This window comes from Ruegeria sp. CH11 (assembly GCF_056537105.1).
In genome coordinates this window covers 174,876-195,277 of record NZ_JBQFQX010000003.1, presented here as the reverse complement: position 1 = coordinate 195,277, position 20,402 = coordinate 174,876, and the positions used below count along the sequence as shown (strand labels likewise).

The following is a 20,402-nucleotide window of genomic DNA, read 5'->3' as shown; positions in this document are numbered from 1 at the left end:
AAGATTATTCGAACAAAGCGAAGTTTCACGCATTGGATGTGCGCAAATGAGTTTAGATACAACAGATCGCAAGATTCTGGCGGCGCTTCAGCGCAAAGGCCGGATGTCGAATTCCGAACTGTCCGATCAGGCAAACCTGTCACCCTCGGCCTGCCACCGCCGGGTGCAGCGGCTCGAGGCCGAAGGGTATATCAAGGATTACGTCGCTTTGCTGGACGCGCGAAAAATGCGGGTCCCGACAACCGTGTTTGTCGAGATCACTTTGCAGGGCCAGGCCGAGGAGGTTCTGGAAGCCTTCGAGAAAGCCGTCGCACGAATTCCGGATGTGCTGGAATGTCATCTGATGGCCGGGACTGCGGATTACATTCTGAAGGTTGTCGCTGAGAACACCGAGGATTTCGCCCGCATTCACCGGCAATACCTGTCGCGACTGCCGGGCGTCGCGCAGATGCAAAGCTCATTTGCGTTGCGTACCGTGTTCAAGACCACCGCGCTGCCCGTCTGACACAATTGCGCTGAATTCACAGCTTTGAACCAGTGCGCGCTGCGGCAATTCTGAGGCTTGTATCCCAGCGCGCCAAGGGTCACATTATGGCTTTGGCGCATGTGTTTGATTTGAAAGGGCCGAGTCCGCTGGACTGGCTCGTGCCTCGGTGACATCAGGCTATTACACATCGCGGATTCGGTTCGAACCCGAAGAATAATAAGGAGCCGACCTTGGCACACGACATTAACGACGCTGCACAGGAGTGGTTGGAAGCGGAACTGGAAGACACGCTGGACGAAGATTTCGAGATCGAATTCAACGAGCCGATGCTCTCGATGGAGATCCGCAAGGTCTATAAGGCGCAGCACCCCGATATGCTGGACCGCAAAGTCTATTTTCGCAACCTGCTGCGCCTTCAGGCCGAACTCATCAAGGTTCAGGATTGGGTGCAGCATACCGGAGCCAAGGTCTGCATTCTGTTCGAAGGTCGCGACAGCGCCGGAAAGGGGGGCGTGATCAAGCGGATCACCCAGCGCCTGAACCCGCGCGTGGCCCGGGTCGTGGCGCTGCCAGCGCCCAGCCGCCGGGAACAGAGCCAGTGGTATTTTCAACGCTACGTTCCGCATTTGCCTGCAGCCGGGGAAATCGTGCTGTTCGACAGGTCCTGGTACAACCGTGCCGGTGTCGAACGGGTGATGGGTTTCGCCTCCGAGGATCAGGTGGAACAGTTCTTTCAGGACGTTCCAGAATTTGAACGAATGCTGGTCCGGTCGGGGATCATCCTGCTGAAATACTGGTTCTCGATCACGGACGAAGAGCAGCAGTTGCGATTCCTGATGCGGATTCACGACCCGATGAAGCAATGGAAACTGTCGCCGATGGATCTGGAATCCCGCATCCGCTGGGAATCCTACACCAAGGCCAAGGAAGACATGTTGTTCCGCACCAACATTCCCGAAGCGCCGTGGTATATCGTCGAAGGCAACGACAAAAAACGCGAGCGCCTGAACTGTATCGAGCACTTGCTGACCCGCATCCCCTACGAGGATGTGCCGCAAGAAAAGGTCAACCTGCCCGATCGCCGATACAACCCTGAATACGAGCGCCGCATTCTGCCCGACGAGCTGTACGTACCCAAGGTTTACTAAAACAAAACGGCACCTCGGATAGAGGTGCCGCTTTTGATCCAGGCAGCAAGTTCGGCTCAAAGGAAGAAGTCACCGCGATCCAGTTCTGCGATCAACGTGTCTTCGACAATCATCGAGTTTCCCAGCCCGTCTTCGATTACTACGTCGCCATCTGACTGTGACATGTGATTGTTTCTAAGGTCACTGTAGCTGGTTATTGTGCTGACTTTGCGAAGGTCGATCGTATCTGCGCTGCTGAAGTCGACGACACGATCAATGCCTGTGCTGAAAATGAACAGATCCTCGTTGCTTCCGCCTGACAAAATGTCGTTGCCCGAGCCTCCGGACAGTTTGTCCTTGCCGCCGCCGCCTTTCAGATTGTCGTCTCCGCCCTGACCCCACAGTCTGTCGTTCCCGGAGCTGCCGATCAGGATATCGGAATCGTGGCCTCCTTGTAGCTTGTCGGCATCTTTACCACCATGCAGCCAATCGCTTCCGGTGCCACCAATCAGCTTGTCTTTTCCCTTGCCACCATAGAGCTTGTCGTTACCGCCGTCGCCATCGACCAGATCATTTCCGGAACCTCCGGACGCCTTGTCATTACCGCTTCCAGAATGCAGCTTGTCATTGCCAGAGCCGCCTTTGAGCGTATCGTTCCCTGCTGACCCGTACAGTTTGTCGGCCTTCGATGCGCCTATCAGGATGTCGTCACCGTCCCGGCCAACCAGTTTTCCATCTGCTCCCTTTTTCAGAACAAGCCAATCGTCGCCATTCGTCCCGTTTTTGTCGCCGGAAACCGTCTTTTTGACAGGGGCGGCATAGCTTGTCGGAGTGCTTCCGCCACTGGTATTCTCGCCGGATCCGCCATGATCCAATTGCAGCGCAGCGGATGTCCGGGCAAAGTTCTGGGTCACCATAATGGCATCCCATCCATCGAAATTTCCGGTTTCAATGCCAATGCCGATCACGGTTACGTTTTCGTTCAAGATATTCGCGCGATGACCCGGGCTGTTCATCAGCGCTGTGTGCAAGTCACGGACGTCGTCCTCCAGACCTGGTGCGCCTCGGATGCTTTGCCAAGCTATGTTTTCCGCCAAGGTCCAGCTACCACTGAACTGAAACCCGGCGTCCCGCATCCTGTCACCTGCGCTGGATCCGCCAGCGCCAGTATGGCTGAATACGTCTGCGCGCAACATCCAGTCGCTGTGGTCTTCGGCTGAGGCATTTAGTCTCAATTCCAGCTGTACAGGGTTCAGCCCGCGCGAGGTTCGTTCGGCGTTGATAAGCGCAAGCATCTGGCGTTCTAGCGCACTTGCAGTCGACATGATTCTGCCTCCAATTGGTCGTATTATTTTGGCGCGACATTAGTGGCGAGAATTGGGCGGCAGAAAGTCACAATTTTGCCCTTGGTTTTGGTTGGCGAAATACCACCATAAGCGGGCAATGCATGTGCAGAAAGTTGCGCATGGAACCCGGTATCAACCGATTGACTTGCACCTCGTAGGCACGTTAATGGCCTTGTGCAAAAAAAGTGGTCCCTGTTTCGGGACCACTAATCAGCATTTGCTAAGACATGCAGATGGTCGCTGCCTTATGAGAAATGCCATTCACACAAAATCTATGCCGCAGGTCGGTTCAAAGACCGGGATACAGCAGTCGTAATCAGTTGTGTCCTCAAACACGTCGGTTTCGACAACGTTCTCATCATCAGAGAAATCGAAGCTGAAGGTGAACTCGAACGTGTTGGTGTCGGTCGCAGGGTCACTCTGTTGTGGCACGTTCCAGTCGAATTGGTCGAACCGCGCTTGCAGGGCCGTGACAAAGGCCTCGATCTCGGCGAGGAAGCCTTGTACGTCAAACTCCGCAATTTCGGGGCTGTCGGGTTCATCGGTGTCTTCGACTGGTTCGGCGACGTCTTCCTCGACGGGGTCTTCGGTGTCTTCGACCGGTTCGGCGACATCTTCTTCGACGGGCTCGTCGTTGTCTTCAACCGGTTCGGCGACGTCTTCGTCGACAGGCACATCGGTGTCTTCGACCGGTTCGGCGACGTCTTCCTCGACGGGGTCTTCGGTGTCTTCGACCGGTTCAGCTACGTCTTCCTCGACGGGGTCTTCAGTGTCTTCGACCGGTTCAGCAACGTCTTCTTCGACGGGCTCTTCGGTATCCTCGACCGGTTCGGCTACGTCTTCATCGACAGGGTCATCGGTGTCTTCGACTGGTTCGACGACGTCTTCTTCGATGGGTTCATCCACGTCCTCGACTGGCTCGGCCACGTCTTCGTCGACCGGTGGCGTCACCTCTTCGCCCGTATCCAGCATCACTTCGGCGCTGGTTGCAGCAAAGTTCTGCGTGACCATGACAGCGTCATAACCTTGCATGTCACCCTCTTCGATCCCGATCCCAATATACTTGAAATCAGGATTCAGGATGTTTGCGCGGTGACCCGGGCTGTTCATCAGGTTTTCGTGCAATTGCGCAACATCATCGCTGATGCCGGGCGCGCCGCGTTCGGACTGCCAGGCGATATTTTCGCCTGTGCGCCAGCTGCCTTCCAGATCAAATCCGGCCGCTTGCATCCGTTGCGTCGCCGATGATCCACCTGCGCCGGTATGGCTGAACCGATCTGTGTCCAGCATCCAGGCACTGTGGTCTTCCGACGAGTCGTTCAGTTGTGTCTCCAGTTGTAGGGGGTCCAGTCCGCGAGATGTGCGTTCCTGATTGATCAGGGCCAGCATTTCCCGTTCGACTGTGCTTGCTGTCGACATGTTTGCCTCCGTTTGGTTGTCGTCTGTTTCAGACAGCGGTCAGTTACAGGGGCGATGCCAAGGGCGAAAAGAGGCGGTGTTCAATCAGGGCGGGTATTGGCGGGCGAGTGCTGTCACGTGCGATTCGCTGCGCTGCAAAATGCCGGTCCAAACGGGTCGGACGGGGTTCGGCAGATTACCGCATAGAGGGACAGGTACTTTCGGCAGAAACCATCAGGACCCAGAAACGACAAACCCCCGGGCGGGGCCTCGGGGGTCGTCAAATAGTGCCATCCAAAGCTGGACGAGCGAGGTTTTAGAGCAAACCTTCGCGCTGTGCTTTCTTACGTGCCAGTTTACGGGCACGGCGGATCGCTTCAGCTTTCTCGCGCGCTTTTTTCTCGGACGGTTTCTCGAAATGTTGCTTCAGCTTCATTTCACGGAACACGCCTTCGCGCTGCAGCTTTTTCTTCAGGGCACGAAGCGCCTGATCGACGTTATTGTCGCGAACACTAACCTGCATGTGGTTGTCACCACCTTTCTAGATAGAGTTGCAAGGAAATTGCAGGAATTGGCCGTATAGCAAAGCCGGTCTAACTTGTCTAGTACTGGGGCCGAGCATCGGAGAACCGCCATGACCGCGACTTACGAAGACACAAAAGAGCAACTTTTGAACGCCATGCTGGATCATGTGCCGTTTGACGGATGGTCCGAGACCAGCTTTCGCGCGGCGATTGAAGAATGCGGTGTCGATGACGGGTTGGCCCGCGCCATTTGTCCGCGCGGGGCAGTAGATCTGGCGCTGGCGTTTCACGCGCGCGGCGATGCCGAGATGCTGGACCGACTCAAATCCGCAGACCTGAGCGGCCTTAAGTTCCGCGAAAAAGTGGCTGCCGCGATTCGGTTTCGGTTGCAGGCGGTTCCGGACAAAGAGGTCGTGCGCCGGGGCATGACCCTGTTTGCCCTGCCGACCCATGCCGCCGATGGTGCCAAGGCGATCTGGGGGACCTGCGATCTGATCTGGGATGCGTTGGGCGATACCTCGGACGATGTAAACTGGTACACCAAGCGCGCAACGCTTTCGGGTGTGTATTCCTCGACGCTTCTCTATTGGCTGGGTGACGACAGCCCCGATCATCAGAAGACTTGGGAGTTTCTGGACCGCCGCATCGAGGGTGTGATGCAGTTCGAAAAGCTCAAGGCGCAGGTCAACGATAATCCGCTGTTCAGGCCGTTCCTGACGCTGCCCAACTGGGTGGCCGGTCAGATCAAAGCTCCGACGCGAATGCGTGCAGACCTTCCCGGGCTGCTGAACCCCCGCAAGTAAGCGCAGTTGCATCTGGGCCTTTTGACTGTCGCCTGCTAGGTCATGGGCAAAGGAGACTTGCCGATGACCCAGATGATGCGCGCCGTAGAGATTTCGACACCGGGTGGCCCGAACGTTTTGCAACTGACCGAGCGTCCGATCCCTGAACCGGGCCACGGTCAGGTTGTGATCAAGGTTGCCTATGCCGGTGTCAATCGCCCGGATGCGTTGCAGCGCGCCGGCGCCTATGACCCGCCTCCGGGGGCAAGTGATTTGCCGGGGCTTGAGGCATCAGGCGAGGTCGTGGCCATTGGCCCCGGTGTTGAAGGGCTGGCCGAGGGGGATCAGGTCTGTGCGCTGCTGCCCGGCGGAGGTTATGCGGAATACGTCGCCACGCCTGCTGCGCACTGCCTGCCGGTGCCCTCGGGCATGGATCTGAAACAGGCGGCCTGCCTGCCCGAAACATTCTTTACCGTCTGGTCCAATGTGTTCACACGCGGCGGCTTGAAAGCGGGCGAGCGGTTTCTGGTGCATGGCGGCTCGAGCGGCATCGGGACAACAGCTATTCAACTTGCGCACGCCTTTGGCGCGCGTGTCTTTGCAACCGCTGGGTCGGATGACAAGTGTGCGGCCTGCGTTGAGCTGGGGGCCGAAAAGGCCATCAACTACAAGCAAGAGGATTTTGTCGCGGCGCTGCGTGCAGAAGGTGGGGCAAACCTGATCCTCGACATGGTCGGTGGCGACTATATTCCGCGCAATATCAAGGCTCTGGCCGAGGATGGGCGGCTGGTCCAGATCGCGTTTCTGCAAGGGCCGTTGGTCGAGGTTAATTTCGCGCTGATGATGGTGAAACGCCTGACACTGACTGGCAGCACGCTGCGCCCGCAAAGCGATCTGGCCAAGGCCCGCATTGCGCAGGATTTGCTGGAGGCTGCGTGGCCGCTGCTTGAAGCTGGGAAAATCGCGCCCGTCATGGACAGCGAGTTTGATCTGGCCGACGCGGCAGCCGCCCATGCGCGGATGGAAAGCTCGGGCCACATCGGCAAGATCGTCCTGAAGGTGGCTGACTGAGCCCGGCTTCAGGCGACAGCGCGGCGATACAGGTGCCAGGTGGCGTGGCCCAGAATTGGCATGACCACGATCAGGCCCAGCAGCATCGGTATCGCCCCCAGAACCAGCATGGCGGCGACGATAAAGCCCCAGGTCAGAACGACACCGGGGTTATGCCGCAGCACACGAACCGAGGTCACCACGGCGACCGGTAGCCCGACCTTTCGATCCAGCAGCAGCGGAAAGCTGACGACGCTGATGGCCAGTGCGATTACCGCAAAAAGAAACCCGATCGTCGTACCGATCAGGATCATGGCCCAGCCTGCTCCGGTGGTGAAAACGTCGGTCATGAAGCTGCCGAACGACGCTGGTGGTTCGGGTCCCAGTGTTTGTGCGTAAAGGCTCTGCGCGACCATCAGCCAGATCAACAGCAGCATGACCATATAGAACCCAAGCGCCAGAATGGCGCCGAAGGACGGTGATCGGAACACGCCAAAGGCGTCCAGCCAGTGAACCCCGCCGCCCTGTTCCCGCTTGCGGCTGATTTCATAAAGCCCAACGGCGGCGACAGGTCCGATCAGAGCGAACCCGGCGACCAGCGGGGCCAGCAGCGGCACCATGTCCATGTTCATCCCGATCCCGAACATCAAAAGCCCTGCGATCGGGTAGATCAGAACGATAAAGACCGCATCGGCGCGGGTTTCCAGAAAGTCGTGATAGCCCGCCTGCAAACAGGCGCGCAGATCCGACAGTGTCAGGGTCTGCACCAAAGGCATCTCGTTCGTGTCCGAGCTGCCGACGGTGGATACGCTTTCTGCTATGTGTTCGCTGGTTGCCCCAAGGTTCCGGGCGGCCCAGCTGATGGGATTACCGATCGTTTTGTCCATGTTCGTCCCCTCCCTGGCTTGACTGCGCCACGGGGTGCATCCGGTGATCGGTTTGTCCGCGCCCGGATGATCCGGCAACGCCTGGTTGCAGTATAGCACAGATTTGCGCGCGAGTCCGCCTGGCTATGCCAGATCGAATGGATTGCCCTGTGTGGCAGGCATGTTAGCTTGGCCAAAAGCCTTCAGGGAGAGCACCATGCAGCAGACCGCACGCACCGTTGTGATTCATGAAACCGGCGGCCCCGAGGTTCTTCGGATCGAAGACCGCCCGGTCGGTGATCCGGGGCCGGGCGAGATTCGCATACGACATCAAGCCTGCGGGCTGAATTTCATCGACGTTTACCAGCGCAGCGGCTTGTATCCGCTGGACCTGCCGCATGCGCTGGGCATGGAGGCGGCCGGTATCGTCGAGGCCGTCGGCGAAGGTGTCACGCATCTCAGCCCCGGCCAGCGCGCGGCTTATGCTGCGGCGCCTCCGGGTGCCTATGCGCAGGCGCGTGTGATGCCGGCGGCACAAGTTTGCCCACTGCCCGAGAGCATTTCATTCCGAACTGCGGCGGCGATGATGTTGAAGGGCCTAACGGTCGAATATCTGTTCCATCGGACGACGCCGCTCAGGCGGGGGGATACGGTCTTGTTCCACGCCGCAGCCGGAGGTGTGGGCCTGATCGCCTGCCAATGGGCCAAATCCGAAGGCATCACCCTGATAGGAACCGCAGGGACGGATGAAAAATGCAGCCTTGCCCAGTTCAACGGGGCCGCCCATTGCATCAATTACCGGACCGAGAATTTTGCCGAGCGTGTTGCCGAAATCACCGGCGGCAAGGGTGCCGACGCCGTAATGGATTCCGTCGGCGCAGATACGTTTCAGGGCTCATTGGACTGTCTCAAGCCGTTGGGTATGATGATCTCATTCGGCAACGCCTCGGGGCCGGTTCCGCCCGTGGACCTGAGCGTTTTGGCGCAGAAAGGGTCCCTAAAGCTGACACGACCAACGCTGTTCACGCATATTTCGGACCCGGGCGTTTGCCAGGCGATGGCGCGGCGGTTGTTCGGCAAGGTCGATGGGAAAGAGGTCAAGGTTCATGTCGACCAGCAATTCCCGCTGGAAGAGGTGGCCGACGCGCATCGCGCACTTGAGGCACGGCAAACCACCGGCAGCACAATCCTCGAGATCTGATCCCTTGGCCCCGGCGCAAAGCGCCGGAGCCTTGAGCATTGTCAGAACCGATAAGCCGCGCGGATCTGGAATGTGGTCGCATCCACATCCACGCCGCTGGAATTGAAATTGTCGAATTCGTGATAGAGAATCTCGCCCGCCACGCTGATATTGGGGGCGACGATCTGCTCGTACCCCGCCCCAATGAACCAGCCATTGTCGCTGCCAAGATTGTCTGTTCCGGCGTCAGCATAGCCACCGGTTCCATAAAGCAGCCCTTGCGGATTTACCTTGTATCCGGCCCGCGCCTTGATGCGCCAGACGTCTTCAAGCGTGGCTGCGCCAGACAGGTCGATGTCAGCCCAGTCATAGTCGAAGCCACCACCGACGACCCAGTCGCCCAGGTCATAGTCATAACCAAGAATCAGACCGCCGATTGCGCCATCGCCATCGATGCCGGACACGTTGGTGTCCACATCGGCATAACCGATCTGACCACCGGCGTAGAACCCGGTCCAATCGCCCGAGGACTGCGCCATTGCCGAGCCTGCCGCCAATGTAGCTACGGTGGCGACGAGAGCCAGTTTTCCTGTCATCTTTTGTTCCTTTCAAACGAATTGCGATAGTCCCGCCCTGAGCCCAGGACGCGCGATGCAAATATTTCCCCGGCCAAAGTGGCCGGAATTCCGATGGATTAAGTGTTCCGTACCGAACGTGTCGCCGCCTGCTCGAGCTGTCGGCGAATGGCCCATTATCGTTGGACGCGTGCTATGAGACAGGATTTAGGATCGCGAATGCAGCTTTCAAATAAAATCGGCGGCAAGGGTGAGCCTGCCGCCGACTGTTTCGCTGAGATCAGCGGATTATTGCTCTTGCAGTTCCGCGGGGGTTTTTTCTGCGATGGTTTCCCAATTGGTGCTGGCCTGTTCGATAAAGCCGGGGATGTCGCCTTCCCAACGCTTCTGAATGCCTTCGGACAGGTTCAGATACAGCTTGTTGTCGACGATCTTCCAATAGTTCGGGTCGCCGTCGAACTTAAAGCCCATGGCCGCGCCAAAGGCGCAGTAGCCACCATATGCGGGCAGGTAGGCCTCTGGGTTTGCTTCAAAGGCAGCTTTGTTTTCCTCGTTGGCAAAGCGGTACATCGCGTCGTTGTGCAAAGCGGTGATCTGCCAGTCGCCTTTGGTGGGCTCGCCCTCAGTGAAATAGGCAACCGGGTCATACCCTTGCAGCGCCAGACCGGTGGTCGTGGTGTTGAGTTCTACGCCGGCGGCCAGGGCCGAGCTTGCAATGGCGACCGACAGTGCGACGCCGCCGATGATGGATTTGATCTTGTTCATTGGTCTTCACCTTTCGTGAACAGAGCCGATTTCGAGCCTGGAATATGGCTCTCACAACCCGGATTTTTTGTCCGTGACGCCGGTAATTGGCCGTCACAGAACCCGAGTTGGGGAACGTCGTGATCACGTTCAAAGCAATCAATTGTGATTGTGCTTAGGCGAACGATGCCTGTGCAGACGCGCAGGTCCGCGCCTGAACAGGTGGCCGGTTTCAAATGCGGTACCGGCGCGGTTCCAGCCAGCCGATAACGGGTTTGCGGCGGGCGGCGTATCCGGTATCGGACCGGTCCAGCCGGTCCGCAAGCACGGGCAGGCGGCTGACCGGGACCTTGGGGAACAGATGGTGCTCGCGGTGATAGAACATCAGGTAAGCCAGCCGGGCAAGCAGGCCGCGTTGGCTGCGTGCGGCGACGCCGCTGTCATGGGTGCCCTGATGGGTGATCCAGACCGCGAACAGGGCTGCAAGGGACTGGGCGACAATCATAGCCAGCACGTGCAGACCAAGCGCTTGCGATCCGCTGAGCACGGCGACCGCGACAACAGAGGCCACCAGCCCCCAGTCGATCAGAATACGTCTGCGGGCTTTGGAGTTGGCGCCACGCCAGGCCGCCCGGTTGATATCGACCGGAAAGCGCGGCCCGTAGATCAGGACCTGAGGCAAAGTCATGTGCCCGCACCGCCCTTCGCAATCGCCCGGACCCATGGCGTGTTTGTGATGCAGCAGATGGCAGTGGCAAAACGCATGGTTGGACCCCATCATCAGAGCGCTCAGCCCATGCATGACCGCGTTGTCCCAGCGTCGGGACAGGCCCAGATTGCTGTGGATTGCCTCATGGTTCAGGCGCAGCCCACACAGAAAGAACATGAAACTGCCAAGGCTGCCCAGCGGCCAAAGGTAGGTGCCGTAAAGTGCAAGCGAAACCACCAGCCAGGGCAAAGGCAACAGCAGCTCTCTGACCCGATCCCAATGGCTGAGCGATACCAGATCGGTCCAGGCAACATTCATCGGCGCGCGTTCGGGTTGGCGTGGCGGGATTGGATCGGGCATGTCTTGTTCCTTTCGGTGTCTGAAATAGCAGTCACTTCTGTAATGACAGAAATTAATGGTCAAAATTTTTTTATTCTGGCTTGTCTCCTGTTCCTTTGGGTAGCAGCCGAGCTATCCGACCGCCGAGTTTGACGATTGCAAGCTGCACGCGACGGGGCAGGCGGTTTACGTCGACATACCAGTCGTCGAACATCTGCATTGTGTCCAACGTCTCTTCCAGCCGCGCGCGGATCTGCGCGGGTGTGCCGTCTGCGCGGGCCTCCTCGGATGCAGCGCGCATCGCCGCCAGGGTCGGGGCGAATTCGCGTTCGCGGCGACCTTCGGCAACGGCCTTTGCCAGATCGAACATGTCCCGGATCGAATGGAAATGGTCGCGCCGGTCGCCCAGCTTCCGGCTGGATTTGACGATCTTCCAGCTTTGAAGTTCTTTCAAACCGTTCGAGACGTTGGACCGCGCCAGCCCAAGCGTGTCGCAAATGTCATCAGCAGTCAGGGGGTCGGGTGAAATGTGCAAAAGCGCATGAATCTGGGCCACTGATCGGTTCACACCCCATTTCGAGCCCATGTCACCCCAGTGAAGAATGAAGTCCTGCATGGACTGTGTAAGGTGCATTGTTGGTTTCCAATTTTCTGTAATGACAGAAATTACAGGAATGCACGATTCGATCAAGCCCTTTCAGCATCTTCGCGCCGCGTCAGTTTTTCGCGCCGATCCGGGGTTCTGTTCCGGCCTTGATGCGCGCGATGTTCGCAGCGTGCCGCCAATAAACCAGCAAAGTCAGGGCGATGCCCAAGCCAAAGCCAGCTCCGTTGGTCAGGACCATGACCCATGTGGTCGAAAGAGCAGCGGCGGCCAGCGCGCCGACGGATGAGATGCGCCAGATTGCAGCTGCCACAAGCCAGGTCAGGCAGCAGGCAACCCCAACGCGCCAGTCCAGCGCCAGCCAGATGCCCAGAATCGTGGCAACACCTTTGCCGCCCTTGAACCCAAGCCAAACCGGAAAGCAATGGCCCAGAAACGCCATCAATGCGGCGATCTGCGCGGCGTCCTCGCCGACCATGGCACGGGCCAGCAGAACCGCCACAGCGCCTTTGCCGGCGTCAAACAGCAATGTCAGGGCCGCCGCGGCCTTGTTGCCGGTGCGCAGCACATTGGTTGCGCCGATATTGCCCGAACCAATCTGACGCAAATTCCCCAGCCCCATGACCTTGGCGATGATCATGCCAAAAGGGATCGAACCCATCAGGTACCCCAGCGCAGCCCAGAGGATGAGTTGCGTGATCGAACTGTCAAAGGGCGGCATCAGGTTCTCCGGTAGACTTCTTGGCCTGCGACGTAGGTTGCGCTGACCTTACCCTGCATGCGCTGGCCGTCAAACGGTGTGTTCTGAGATTTGGATTTCAACGTAAACCGGTCCAGCACGAACGGCGCATCCGGATCGAACAGCACCAGATCAGCGGGGGCGTTTTCGGACAGGCGGCCGCGATCCAGCCCCAGGCGTATTGCGGGGTTCAGGGCCATGGCGCGGAACAGGGTTGGCAGGTCCAGTTGCCCCGAATGATAGAGCCGCAACGCCGCTGGCAGCAGCGTTTCCAGCGCCACCGAGCCCGAGGCGGCCTCTTCAAATGGCAGGCGCTTGCTTTCTTCGTCCTGCGGGGTGTGCATGGAACTGATTGTGTCGATCAGGCCGGTTCGTACCGCCTCGATCACCGCTTGGCGATCGTCTTCCGATCGCAGCGGCGGCTTGACCTTAAAGAAGGTGCGATAGTCGGCCACGTCCAACTCGTTCAGTGTCAGGTGGTGGATCGAGGTTCCGGCAGTGATGTCCAACCCGTTGCGCTTGGCCCGTTCCAACGCGGGCAGGGCGCGACTCGTGGTGATCTGGTCGGCATGATAGGCCGCACCGGTCATTTCCAACAGCGCAATATCGCGATCCAGCCCCATCCGCTCGGCCATTGGTGAAACAGCGGGAAGGCCGCGCAGGGCGGCAAACTTGCCGCTGGTGGCAGCGGCCCCATGACTCAGCCCGGGCTCTTGCGGGTGTGCGATCACCAGTGCTCCGCAGGATTTGGCATAGGTGAGCGCCCGGGAGAAGACCTTGGTATTGGCGACGACATTGTCGCAATCGGTGAAGGCGACAGCGCCCGCGTCCTGCAGGAAACCGATCTCGGTCATCTCGCGGCCTTCGCGTCCTTTGGTGAGCGCAGCCATCGGCAGAACGTTCACAGGCGCATCAGCCTGCGCGCGGCGGGTGACGAATTCAAGCGTTTCCGGCGTGTCGATGGCGGGGCTGGTGTCAGGCCGGGTGATGATCGTGGTCACCCCACCGGCAGCGGCGGCAAGACCGGCGGATTTGTAGCTCTCCTTGTGGCGCTCGCCCGGTTCGCAAACCTTGACGCCGATATCTACGATGCCGGGCGCCAGACAATGGCCGCCGCAGTCGATGACCTGCGCATCCGCGTCAGGCGCGCTGTCTTCGCCGCGTGCTGCGATCCGGCCTTTGACGACTTGTAACCAGCCAATGCTGTCCGTACCGGTTTCCGGGTCGATCAGGCGGGCGTTGGTGAAGATCAGGTTGCTCATGCCATGGCCCTTTCGATTGCGGCTTTGGTGGCGGCGGGGTTCGCCTGGTATTTGATCAGATGCTTGTCGCCACCCTTGGTGACGACCTGGACAAAGCTGCCCATGATGTTGACGGCTTTGATCTGGTTCAGCGGCACTTTGCGCGGTCCTGGGCCAGACAGCGTCGTGTCGCTCATGTCCCAGCTATTCGTCAGCTCTTCCGAGGCCAGGTACCATGCGCGAAAGCCGATGGCAGCCAGCGCCGCCGGAGCACCGGCCCAGACATACGGGTTGCCGATCAACCACAACACCGCCATTGCGCCCGCCATCGCAAAGGCGGCCAGCCAGGCATTCGTCCGGACGTATGCGCCCTTGTCAGGCGGGAATGTCACAGGATCAGCCAAAGGGCGCCTCCGATGATCAGCAGAAGAACCAGCGCCAGAACGGCCGAGCCGACGCGACGGGGCTTGTCATCATCGGGAGAAGGCTGCGGCGCTGAAAACGGTTTAGCGCTTTCAGTCTCAATCGCACCGCCGGTCCAGTTTGTTGCCTCTTCCGTGTAAAGCCCGATCAGGTGCAGCCGAGGATCCGGCTGCAAAGTAACGGCTTTGCCGCCGAAGGCAGCGCTGCGAACGGCCATGACCCAACCCGCGACCGTCTCAAGCATCGCGCGATCCAGTTGATCGACGGTGACGCCGCACCCTTCGTGGAGATAGCCGTAAAGCCCAAGGTCTTCGAGATCGGAGACAGGGAAGATATCGATCTGACCCGCATCCAGCCCGTCGACGCCCAGAACCTGATCCACCGCGCCCGGTTCGCGCAGGAATTTTGCCTCTTGCGGGCGCATGTCCAGCGCGAACAGGCGGATCACTCCGTGTTCATTCGGGGCGACGGACAGATCGCTCATGCGGCGCCTTTCAGGTTGCGGGCCAGCAGCTCCATCGCGGCCATGCGGACGGCGACGCCCATTTCGACCTGCTCCTGAATGACCGAGCGGTTGATGTCATCAGCCAATGTGCCGTCGATTTCCACGCCGCGGTTCATCGGGCCGGGATGCATGACGATGGCATCCGGCTTGGCCTGCGCCAGCTTGGCGGCATCCAGCCCGTAGCGGTGGTAATATTCGCGTTCGGAAGGGATGAAACCGCCATCCATCCGCTCTTTCTGAAGGCGCAGCATCATGACGACGTCGACGTCCTTGAGACCTTCGTTCATGTCGTCATAGATTTCGGCCCCGAATTCGGCGAACTGGCCCGGAACCAGAGTGGGCGGGCCGATCAGCCGGATGCGGTTTTCCATCTTGCCCAACAGGATCAGGTTCGACCGGGCCACGCGCGAATGGGCGACGTCGCCGCAGATCGCAATGTTCAGCCGGTGCAGACGGCCCTTGGCGCGGCGGATGGTCAGCGCGTCCAGCAGGGCCTGAGTCGGGTGCTCGTGCCGCCCGTCTCCGGCGTTCAGCACCGCGCAGTTCACTTTCTGCGCCAATAGGTCGACCGCACCGGAATGCGGGTGTCGCACCACCAGCAGATCGGGGTGCATCGCATTCAGCGTCATCGCCGTGTCGATCAGCGTTTCACCCTTTTTGATCGAACTGGCCTGCATCGCCATGTTCATCACATCAGCGCCAAGACGTTTGCCAGCAATCTCGAAACTGGCCTGCGTGCGGGTCGAGTTTTCGAAGAACATGTTGATCTGCGTCAAGCCTGTCAGCACGTCGGAGCGCTTGGCTGACTGTCGGTTCAGATTGACGTATTTCTCGGCCAGATCGAGAATGGCGGTGATATCGGATTGCGACAGATGTTCGATGCCAAGAAGGTGACGATGGGCGAAACGCATTGGCGGGCTCCTGTCTGACAATCGGGCCGCTTATAGAAAGCCACGCGCGGCGAGGCAACCTAAGGATCGGTTCCTTCGGGCAGTTTCTCGCACCCACCTTCGGGCAGACACTGCTCGCCCGGTTTGCACCATTTGCCATAGCCGCAGTCGACGGCCTTGACCGGCACACATCCCTGATGGGCCGAGCATTTGAATCCGGGTCGGCATTGCGATCCGGTTTCCTCGCACAGAAACCAGCCGGGGCGCGAGCATCCGCCACCCGGCAGACAGGACGATCCGCGTGCGCAGGTCAACCCGTCGTCGCAGGTAACTGGCGGAGAGGGATCGAACTCGGGCGCGGTTTTCTGGCATTCGCCGCGCGCGTTGCAAAAACTGTCGCCGGGGCAATCCAGTCGCGAGGCGCATTTGTTAGCTCCGATCGGCGCGCAGCGGGTGCCGCCTGCGACACAGCGCTCGAACGGGCCGCAGGACCGGCCACCGCCGCAATAATTGCCGCCTGATTGGATGCAGTGGCCATCAAAGCTGCATCTTTGGCCAACGGAACAACAGCGGCTGCCGCAGGCAAACTGCCCGCCTTGGCACTGACCGGGCCGGTCAAACAACTGCGCAAAAGCTGGGCCGCTGACCACCGTCAGCATCAAACCGATCAGAAGGAATCGCAGGATCAACACCATGAATGGCACCATGGTCGATGCGCGCGCCGGGTCTGGCAAGGTCTATTCGCTTTCCCTCAGCCCTCAGGTGGTTAAATTGAGCTTATGGAATCGGGTCTGGACTATCATACGGCGCGCGCTCTGCTGGAATGGCAGATCGAACTTGGCGCGACTGAGGCGATCGGCGACGCGCCGGTGGACCGATACGCGCTGCCCGACACGACGCCAAAGCCGAAGAAACCCGAGGCTGCAAAAACCCCGCCAGAGGCACCTCAGAAAGTCGATCCGGCAGAGGTTGCGCGGCACGCTGCAAATGCCGCCAACTCGTTGGATGAACTGCGCGCTGCGATGGAGGCATTCGGCCTGTGCGATCTTAAACGCGGTGCGCGGCAGCTGGTGTTTGCTGATGGTACCCCCGGCGCGCGCGTGATGATCATCGGCGAAGCTCCGGGGCGGGATGAAGATCGAGAGGGCAAGCCCTTTGTCGGGCGCGCTGGGCAGTTGCTGGACCGGATGCTGGCGGCAATTGATCTGGATCGGACGGAAAACGTCTACATCACCAATGTGCTGCCTTGGCGGCCGCCGCAGAACCGCGATCCGAAACCCGAAGAGATCGGCATGATGAAGCCGTTTCTGGAACGTCACGTGGCGCTCGCAAAGCCCGAAGTTTTGGTAGTGATGGGCAATATCAGCTGTCAGGCCGTGCTGGGCAAACGCGGGATCACGCGGCTGCGCGGGAATTGGGATCAGGCGCTGGATCTGCCTGTGATTCCGATGTTCCACCCTGCCTACCTGCTGCGACAACCGCAGATGAAACGGCAAGCCTGGACGGATCTTTTGGAGCTGAAGGCGCGGTTGGAGGCGAGGTCATGAAGGTTCTTGCATTTTCGGACCTGCATCTGGCACGCAACCGGGCCGCTGAGATCGTTGCCGCCAGCGCCGAAGCCGATCTGGTGATCGGAGCCGGGGATTATTGCAACGGGCGGCAGGGGCTGGATGACGCGATGGCGATGCTTTCCGGTATATCGGCGCCGCTGGTGCTGGTGCCCGGCAACGCCGAAAGCGCCGAGGAATTGGCGGACGCGGTGCCAGACGGGGTACATGTGTTGCACGGAACGGGAATGACTTTGGACGGGCTGCACCTGTTCGGGTTGGGTTACGGCGTCCCGGTGACGCCCTTCGGCGACTGGTCCTGCGACCTGTCCGAAGCCGAAGCGACCGAGTTGCTGGATCGGTGCGAGGCCGCCGATATCCTGATCACCCATTCGCCGCCCAAGGGCCATGGGGACGCAACCTCGATGGGGCAGTCGGTCGGATCGACGGCTGTTCGGGATGCAGTGGAGCGGCTGCAACCATCGTTCGCCCTTTGCGGCCATATCCACGACAGTTGGGGCTATCGCGGTGCGATCGGGCGAACCCAGGTGGCTAACCTGGGCCCCAAACCCAATTGGTTCGAAGTGGCGCCATGATCGAGACTTTGACCCTGCTGACCTTTGTCCCGGCGGCCATTGCTCTGAACATGACGCCTGGGGCTGACATGATGTTCTGTTTCGGGCAGGGGCTGAAATCGGGCGCGAGGCCGGCGATTGCCGCAAGTGCGGGCATATCGGCCGGGTCGATGGTGCATGTTCTGCTGGCTGGATTGGGGCTGGGTGCTGCCGTCGCCGCTGTGCCGTGGTTGTTCGATGTCATCCGCTGGGTCGGGGTGGGGTATCTGTTGTCTCTGGCGTGGGGTGCGATCCGTGACGGAGCGGTTACTGCCGACGCGCCGAGCCGCCCAAGGCACCGGGCCTTTCGTGACGGGCTGCTGGTGAACCTGACGAACCCCAAGGTCATCTTGTTTGTTCTGGCGTTTATTCCGCAATTTGTTGATCCGGCGCAGGGATCGGTGCTGCTGCAATTTCTGATCTTTGGCGCGATCATCGCCGTTGGTGGGTTTTTCATCAACGCGGGGGTCGGGGTCTTTGCTGGCGGGGCCGGCAGGGTTCTTGTCGACAATCCCCGCAGCTCGCGCATTCTGGGCTGGATCACAGGCGGTATCTACACCGCGCTCGCGGTTCGGCTCGCCATTCTGGAAAGGGCCTGACGCCTCATGTCACGAATTGACGAAACCTTGGAGTTCATCCCGGTCCGCATCGCTGTCCTGACCGTCTCGGATACGCGGACGGTCGATGACGACCGCTCGGGTCAGACGTTGGTGGACCGCATCGAAAAGGCCGGGCACGTTCTGGCAGATCGCCAGATCATTCGGGACGAGCGCGGTGAAATCGCGGCGCAGTTGCGCCTGTGGGTGGCGGATCCGGCGATCGACGTGGTGATCTCGACCGGCGGCACGGGGCTGACAGGGCGGGATGTTACGGTCGAGGCGCATCGGGACGTGTATGAGAAGGAAATCGACGCCTTTGGCACCGTGTTCACCATCGTTTCGATGCAAAAGATAGGGACCTCGGCGGTGCAGTCCCGCGCCACCGGTGGGGTTGCGGGCGGGACCTACCTGTTTGCGCTGCCCGGCAGCCCCGGGGCCTGCAAGGATGCGTGGGACGCAATCCTTGAAAAGCAGTTCGATTACCGCCACCGTCCCTGCAATTTTGTGGAAATAATGCCCAGATTGGACGAACATCTGCGACGGAAGTAGACTACTGCTACGTTAAACACTTCGTAAACGCTTTGTGGCTTGGCAATTTTTGTCGCCCGGCTACCATTCGTGTCAGGCAGCATTTGCGACCGGAGTTGAGTGATAAATGCGATTTCTGAGGCAAAGCCTTGTGGGGGTTTTCCTGACGTTTCTGACGTTGGGCCTGTTGCTTGTGGCCGCACAGATGATTTCGGGCGCAGTACAGGACGTGCTGGACCGTGACTCTAAGCCGCCCGCCGCGCGCGAACGGGTGTTCGCCGTCAGCGTCCGTACAGCCGAGCCAGAAACGGTGACGCCGTATCTGGAGGCATTCGGGCAGGTCCAAAGCCGCCGACGCCTGGAGTTGCGTGCGGCACTTGGCGGGCGTGTCGTCTCACTATCCGAAGATTTCGAGGATGGCGGCACGGTTACAGCCGGGGAGTTGCTGGTTGAACTTGATCCGGCTGATGCACAATCCGCATTGGATCGCGCGAAATCCGACCTGTTGGATGCCCAATTCGAAGAGCGTGATGCCGAAAGATCGCTGTTGCTGGCGCAGGATGAATTGAAATCGGCCGAGGCGCAGGCAGAGTTGCGCGCGCGCGCCCTGCAACGTCAGAAAGACTTGCAGTCCAGGGGTGTCGGGGCCGCCGCCAGCGTGGAAGAGGCCGAACTGGCCGCCACATCGGCGCAACAGGCGGTGCTGTCCAGCCGGATCGGGCTGGCGCAGGCCGAGTCGCGGGTGGATCAGGCCACAACCCTGCTGTCGCGCGCCCGGATCGCGTTGGACGGGGCCGAGCGCGATCTGGACGACATGACGATCCACGCAAGGTTTGCGGGTACTCTGACCGGAGTGACTCTGGTCGAAGGCCGTCTTGTGTCGGCCAACGAGAAACTGGCCGAACTCGTCGACCCGAATGCACTGGAAGTGGCGTTCCGGGTGTCCACCGCCCAGTATGTTCGATTGCTGGATGACGATGGTGAGTTGATCTCTGCGCCGGTTACCGTGTCGCTGGAAGTGACAGGGACCGACCTGACCGCTGAGGGGCGCATCAGCCGCGACAGCGGCTCTGCGGGCGAGGGCCAGACCGGACGCCTGGTCTATGCCCGACTGGATGATGCATCGGGGTTCAAGCCCGGTGATTTCGTCACCGTGAATGTTGAAGAACAGCCGCTGGACAATGTTGTGCGGCTGCCGTCCTCGGTGCTCGATGCTACGGGCAACGTGCTGGTTTTGGGGGCCGATGACCGGTTAGAGCCGCTGCCTGTGCAGTTGGTGCGCCGTCAGGGGGACGAGGTGCTTTTGCGCGGCGACGGGCTGGCAGGCCGCGAGGTTGTCATTGGCCGGACGCCTCTGTTGGGCTCTGGTGTGCGCGTACGCCCGTTACGTATCGAGGCCAACGCCGACACCAGCCCGGAAATGGTTGAATTGACCGACGAACAGCGCGCGCGGCTTGTCGCGCAGGTCGAAGCCAGCGACCGGATGCCCCAGGCCGTCAAGGATCGGGTGCTGGGACAGCTGAGCGAAGCCAGCGTTCCTGCGGCGCTGGTCCAGCGCCTTGAAAGCCGGGCCGGAGGTTAGGGG

General features: G+C 60.0%; 24 protein-coding genes. 10 read left to right on the top strand and 14 right to left on the bottom strand.

Annotated features, from left to right (window positions below; all coding sequences use genetic code 11):
- The first annotated feature begins 46 nt into the window (after nucleotides 1-46).
- Together ACR0LX_RS06830 and ppk2 are read left to right on the top strand one after the other, a co-directional pair.
- Entirely contained in the window at nucleotides 47-505 is a 459-nt protein-coding gene (locus ACR0LX_RS06830; protein ID WP_480574551.1) for an Lrp/AsnC family transcriptional regulator, read from the top strand.
- 212 nt (nucleotides 506-717) lie between these two features.
- On the top strand, nucleotides 718-1,635 hold the full coding sequence (ppk2, locus tag ACR0LX_RS06825) for a polyphosphate kinase 2 (protein ID WP_480574554.1): 918 nt from the start codon (nucleotides 718-720) through the stop codon (nucleotides 1,633-1,635).
- Nucleotides 1,636-1,691: 56 nt separating this feature from the next.
- On the opposite strand, the gene ACR0LX_RS06820 is transcribed toward ppk2, so the two are convergent.
- From ACR0LX_RS06820 to rpsU, 3 genes are all read right to left on the bottom strand, one after another.
- Nucleotides 1,692-2,939: a CAP domain-containing protein gene (locus ACR0LX_RS06820; RefSeq protein ID WP_480783069.1), complete on the bottom strand. Its 1,248-nt coding sequence runs from the start codon at nucleotides 2,937-2,939 to the stop codon at nucleotides 1,692-1,694.
- 282 nt (nucleotides 2,940-3,221) lie between these two features.
- Nucleotides 3,222-4,379 carry a CAP domain-containing protein gene (locus ACR0LX_RS06815; protein WP_480783068.1) on the bottom strand — a complete coding sequence of 386 codons (1,158 nt, stop codon included), beginning with the start codon at nucleotides 4,377-4,379 and terminating at the stop codon, nucleotides 3,222-3,224.
- A gap of 295 nt (nucleotides 4,380-4,674) precedes the next feature.
- Nucleotides 4,675-4,881 carry a 30S ribosomal protein S21 gene (rpsU, locus tag ACR0LX_RS06810; RefSeq protein WP_005614280.1) on the bottom strand — a complete coding sequence of 69 codons (207 nt, stop codon included), beginning with the start codon at nucleotides 4,879-4,881 and terminating at the stop codon, nucleotides 4,675-4,677.
- 111 nt (nucleotides 4,882-4,992) lie between these two features.
- Between rpsU and ACR0LX_RS06805 the strand changes: the two genes are divergently transcribed.
- Nucleotides 4,993-5,685, top strand: coding sequence for a COQ9 family protein (locus ACR0LX_RS06805; RefSeq protein WP_480783067.1), 693 nt, complete (start codon nucleotides 4,993-4,995; stop codon nucleotides 5,683-5,685).
- A gap of 63 nt (nucleotides 5,686-5,748) precedes the next feature.
- Nucleotides 5,749-6,735: an NAD(P)H-quinone oxidoreductase gene (locus tag ACR0LX_RS06800; protein WP_480783066.1), complete on the top strand. Its 987-nt coding sequence runs from the start codon at nucleotides 5,749-5,751 to the stop codon at nucleotides 6,733-6,735.
- An 8-nt stretch (nucleotides 6,736-6,743) separates the two neighbouring features.
- Here ACR0LX_RS06800 and ACR0LX_RS06795 read toward each other — a convergent pair whose 3' ends face one another.
- Entirely contained in the window at nucleotides 6,744-7,601 is an 858-nt protein-coding gene (locus ACR0LX_RS06795) for a DUF2189 domain-containing protein (protein ID WP_480783065.1), read from the bottom strand.
- A 196-nt stretch (nucleotides 7,602-7,797) separates the two neighbouring features.
- On the opposite strand from ACR0LX_RS06795, the gene ACR0LX_RS06790 reads away from it, so the two are divergent.
- Nucleotides 7,798-8,781, top strand: coding sequence for a quinone oxidoreductase family protein (locus tag ACR0LX_RS06790; RefSeq protein WP_480783064.1), 984 nt, complete (start codon nucleotides 7,798-7,800; stop codon nucleotides 8,779-8,781).
- A gap of 41 nt (nucleotides 8,782-8,822) precedes the next feature.
- Here the strand turns inward: ACR0LX_RS06790 and ACR0LX_RS06785 are convergent, their stop codons facing one another.
- From ACR0LX_RS06785 to ACR0LX_RS06740, 10 genes are all read right to left on the bottom strand, one after another.
- The gene (locus tag ACR0LX_RS06785) at nucleotides 8,823-9,356 is read right to left on the bottom strand and encodes an outer membrane protein (RefSeq protein ID WP_480783063.1); all 534 of its coding nucleotides are present in this window, start codon (nucleotides 9,354-9,356) and stop codon (nucleotides 8,823-8,825) included.
- Nucleotides 9,357-9,623: 267 nt separating this feature from the next.
- A complete protein-coding gene (locus ACR0LX_RS06780; RefSeq protein ID WP_480574574.1) occupies nucleotides 9,624-10,100 on the bottom strand; it encodes a YHS domain-containing (seleno)protein in 477 nt (158 codons plus the stop codon).
- Nucleotides 10,101-10,311: 211 nt separating this feature from the next.
- Nucleotides 10,312-11,148, bottom strand: a complete 837-nt coding sequence (locus tag ACR0LX_RS06775) for a fatty acid desaturase (protein WP_480783062.1) — start codon at nucleotides 11,146-11,148, stop codon at nucleotides 10,312-10,314.
- A 70-nt stretch (nucleotides 11,149-11,218) separates the two neighbouring features.
- Nucleotides 11,219-11,761, bottom strand: coding sequence for a GbsR/MarR family transcriptional regulator (locus tag ACR0LX_RS06770; protein ID WP_480783061.1), 543 nt, complete (start codon nucleotides 11,759-11,761; stop codon nucleotides 11,219-11,221).
- An 82-nt stretch (nucleotides 11,762-11,843) separates the two neighbouring features.
- Complete coding sequence (gene plsY / locus ACR0LX_RS06765; protein WP_480783060.1) at nucleotides 11,844-12,452, bottom strand: glycerol-3-phosphate 1-O-acyltransferase PlsY; 609 nt, start codon at nucleotides 12,450-12,452, stop codon at nucleotides 11,844-11,846.
- Nucleotides 12,452-13,732: a dihydroorotase gene (gene pyrC, locus ACR0LX_RS06760; protein WP_480783059.1), complete on the bottom strand. Its 1,281-nt coding sequence runs from the start codon at nucleotides 13,730-13,732 to the stop codon at nucleotides 12,452-12,454. The genes plsY and pyrC overlap by 1 nt, the downstream gene beginning before the upstream one ends.
- Nucleotides 13,729-14,115, bottom strand: a complete 387-nt coding sequence (locus ACR0LX_RS06755; RefSeq protein WP_480783058.1) for a hypothetical protein — start codon at nucleotides 14,113-14,115, stop codon at nucleotides 13,729-13,731. Before ACR0LX_RS06755 ends, pyrC begins: the two co-directional genes overlap by 4 nt.
- The gene (locus ACR0LX_RS06750; protein ID WP_480783057.1) at nucleotides 14,100-14,618 is read right to left on the bottom strand and encodes a hypothetical protein; all 519 of its coding nucleotides are present in this window, start codon (nucleotides 14,616-14,618) and stop codon (nucleotides 14,100-14,102) included. Before ACR0LX_RS06750 ends, ACR0LX_RS06755 begins: the two co-directional genes overlap by 16 nt.
- Nucleotides 14,615-15,550 (bottom strand): aspartate carbamoyltransferase catalytic subunit, encoded by a 936-nt coding sequence (locus tag ACR0LX_RS06745; RefSeq protein WP_480574594.1) that lies wholly within the window; start codon nucleotides 15,548-15,550, stop codon nucleotides 14,615-14,617. The genes ACR0LX_RS06750 and ACR0LX_RS06745 overlap by 4 nt, the downstream gene beginning before the upstream one ends.
- A gap of 59 nt (nucleotides 15,551-15,609) precedes the next feature.
- Nucleotides 15,610-16,263, bottom strand: a complete 654-nt coding sequence (locus ACR0LX_RS06740) for a scavenger receptor class F, member 2 (protein ID WP_480783056.1) — start codon at nucleotides 16,261-16,263, stop codon at nucleotides 15,610-15,612.
- Between the two features lie 45 nt (nucleotides 16,264-16,308).
- Here ACR0LX_RS06740 and ACR0LX_RS06735 point away from each other — a divergent pair, with 45 nt between their 5' ends.
- From ACR0LX_RS06735 to ACR0LX_RS06715, 5 genes are all read left to right on the top strand, one after another.
- Entirely contained in the window at nucleotides 16,309-17,076 is a 768-nt protein-coding gene (locus tag ACR0LX_RS06735) for a uracil-DNA glycosylase (RefSeq protein WP_480783055.1), read from the top strand.
- Nucleotides 17,073-17,672, top strand: coding sequence for a metallophosphoesterase family protein (locus tag ACR0LX_RS06730; protein WP_480783054.1), 600 nt, complete (start codon nucleotides 17,073-17,075; stop codon nucleotides 17,670-17,672). The genes ACR0LX_RS06735 and ACR0LX_RS06730 overlap by 4 nt, the downstream gene beginning before the upstream one ends.
- Nucleotides 17,669-18,289: a LysE family translocator gene (locus tag ACR0LX_RS06725; protein ID WP_480783053.1), complete on the top strand. Its 621-nt coding sequence runs from the start codon at nucleotides 17,669-17,671 to the stop codon at nucleotides 18,287-18,289. Before ACR0LX_RS06730 ends, ACR0LX_RS06725 begins: the two co-directional genes overlap by 4 nt.
- Before the next feature lie 6 nt (nucleotides 18,290-18,295).
- Nucleotides 18,296-18,838, top strand: coding sequence for a molybdenum cofactor biosynthesis protein B (gene moaB, locus ACR0LX_RS06720; protein ID WP_480574609.1), 543 nt, complete (start codon nucleotides 18,296-18,298; stop codon nucleotides 18,836-18,838).
- A 106-nt stretch (nucleotides 18,839-18,944) separates the two neighbouring features.
- On the top strand, nucleotides 18,945-20,399 hold the full coding sequence (locus tag ACR0LX_RS06715) for an efflux RND transporter periplasmic adaptor subunit (protein ID WP_480783052.1): 1,455 nt from the start codon (nucleotides 18,945-18,947) through the stop codon (nucleotides 20,397-20,399).
- Nucleotides 20,400-20,402: the final 3 nt, after the last annotated feature.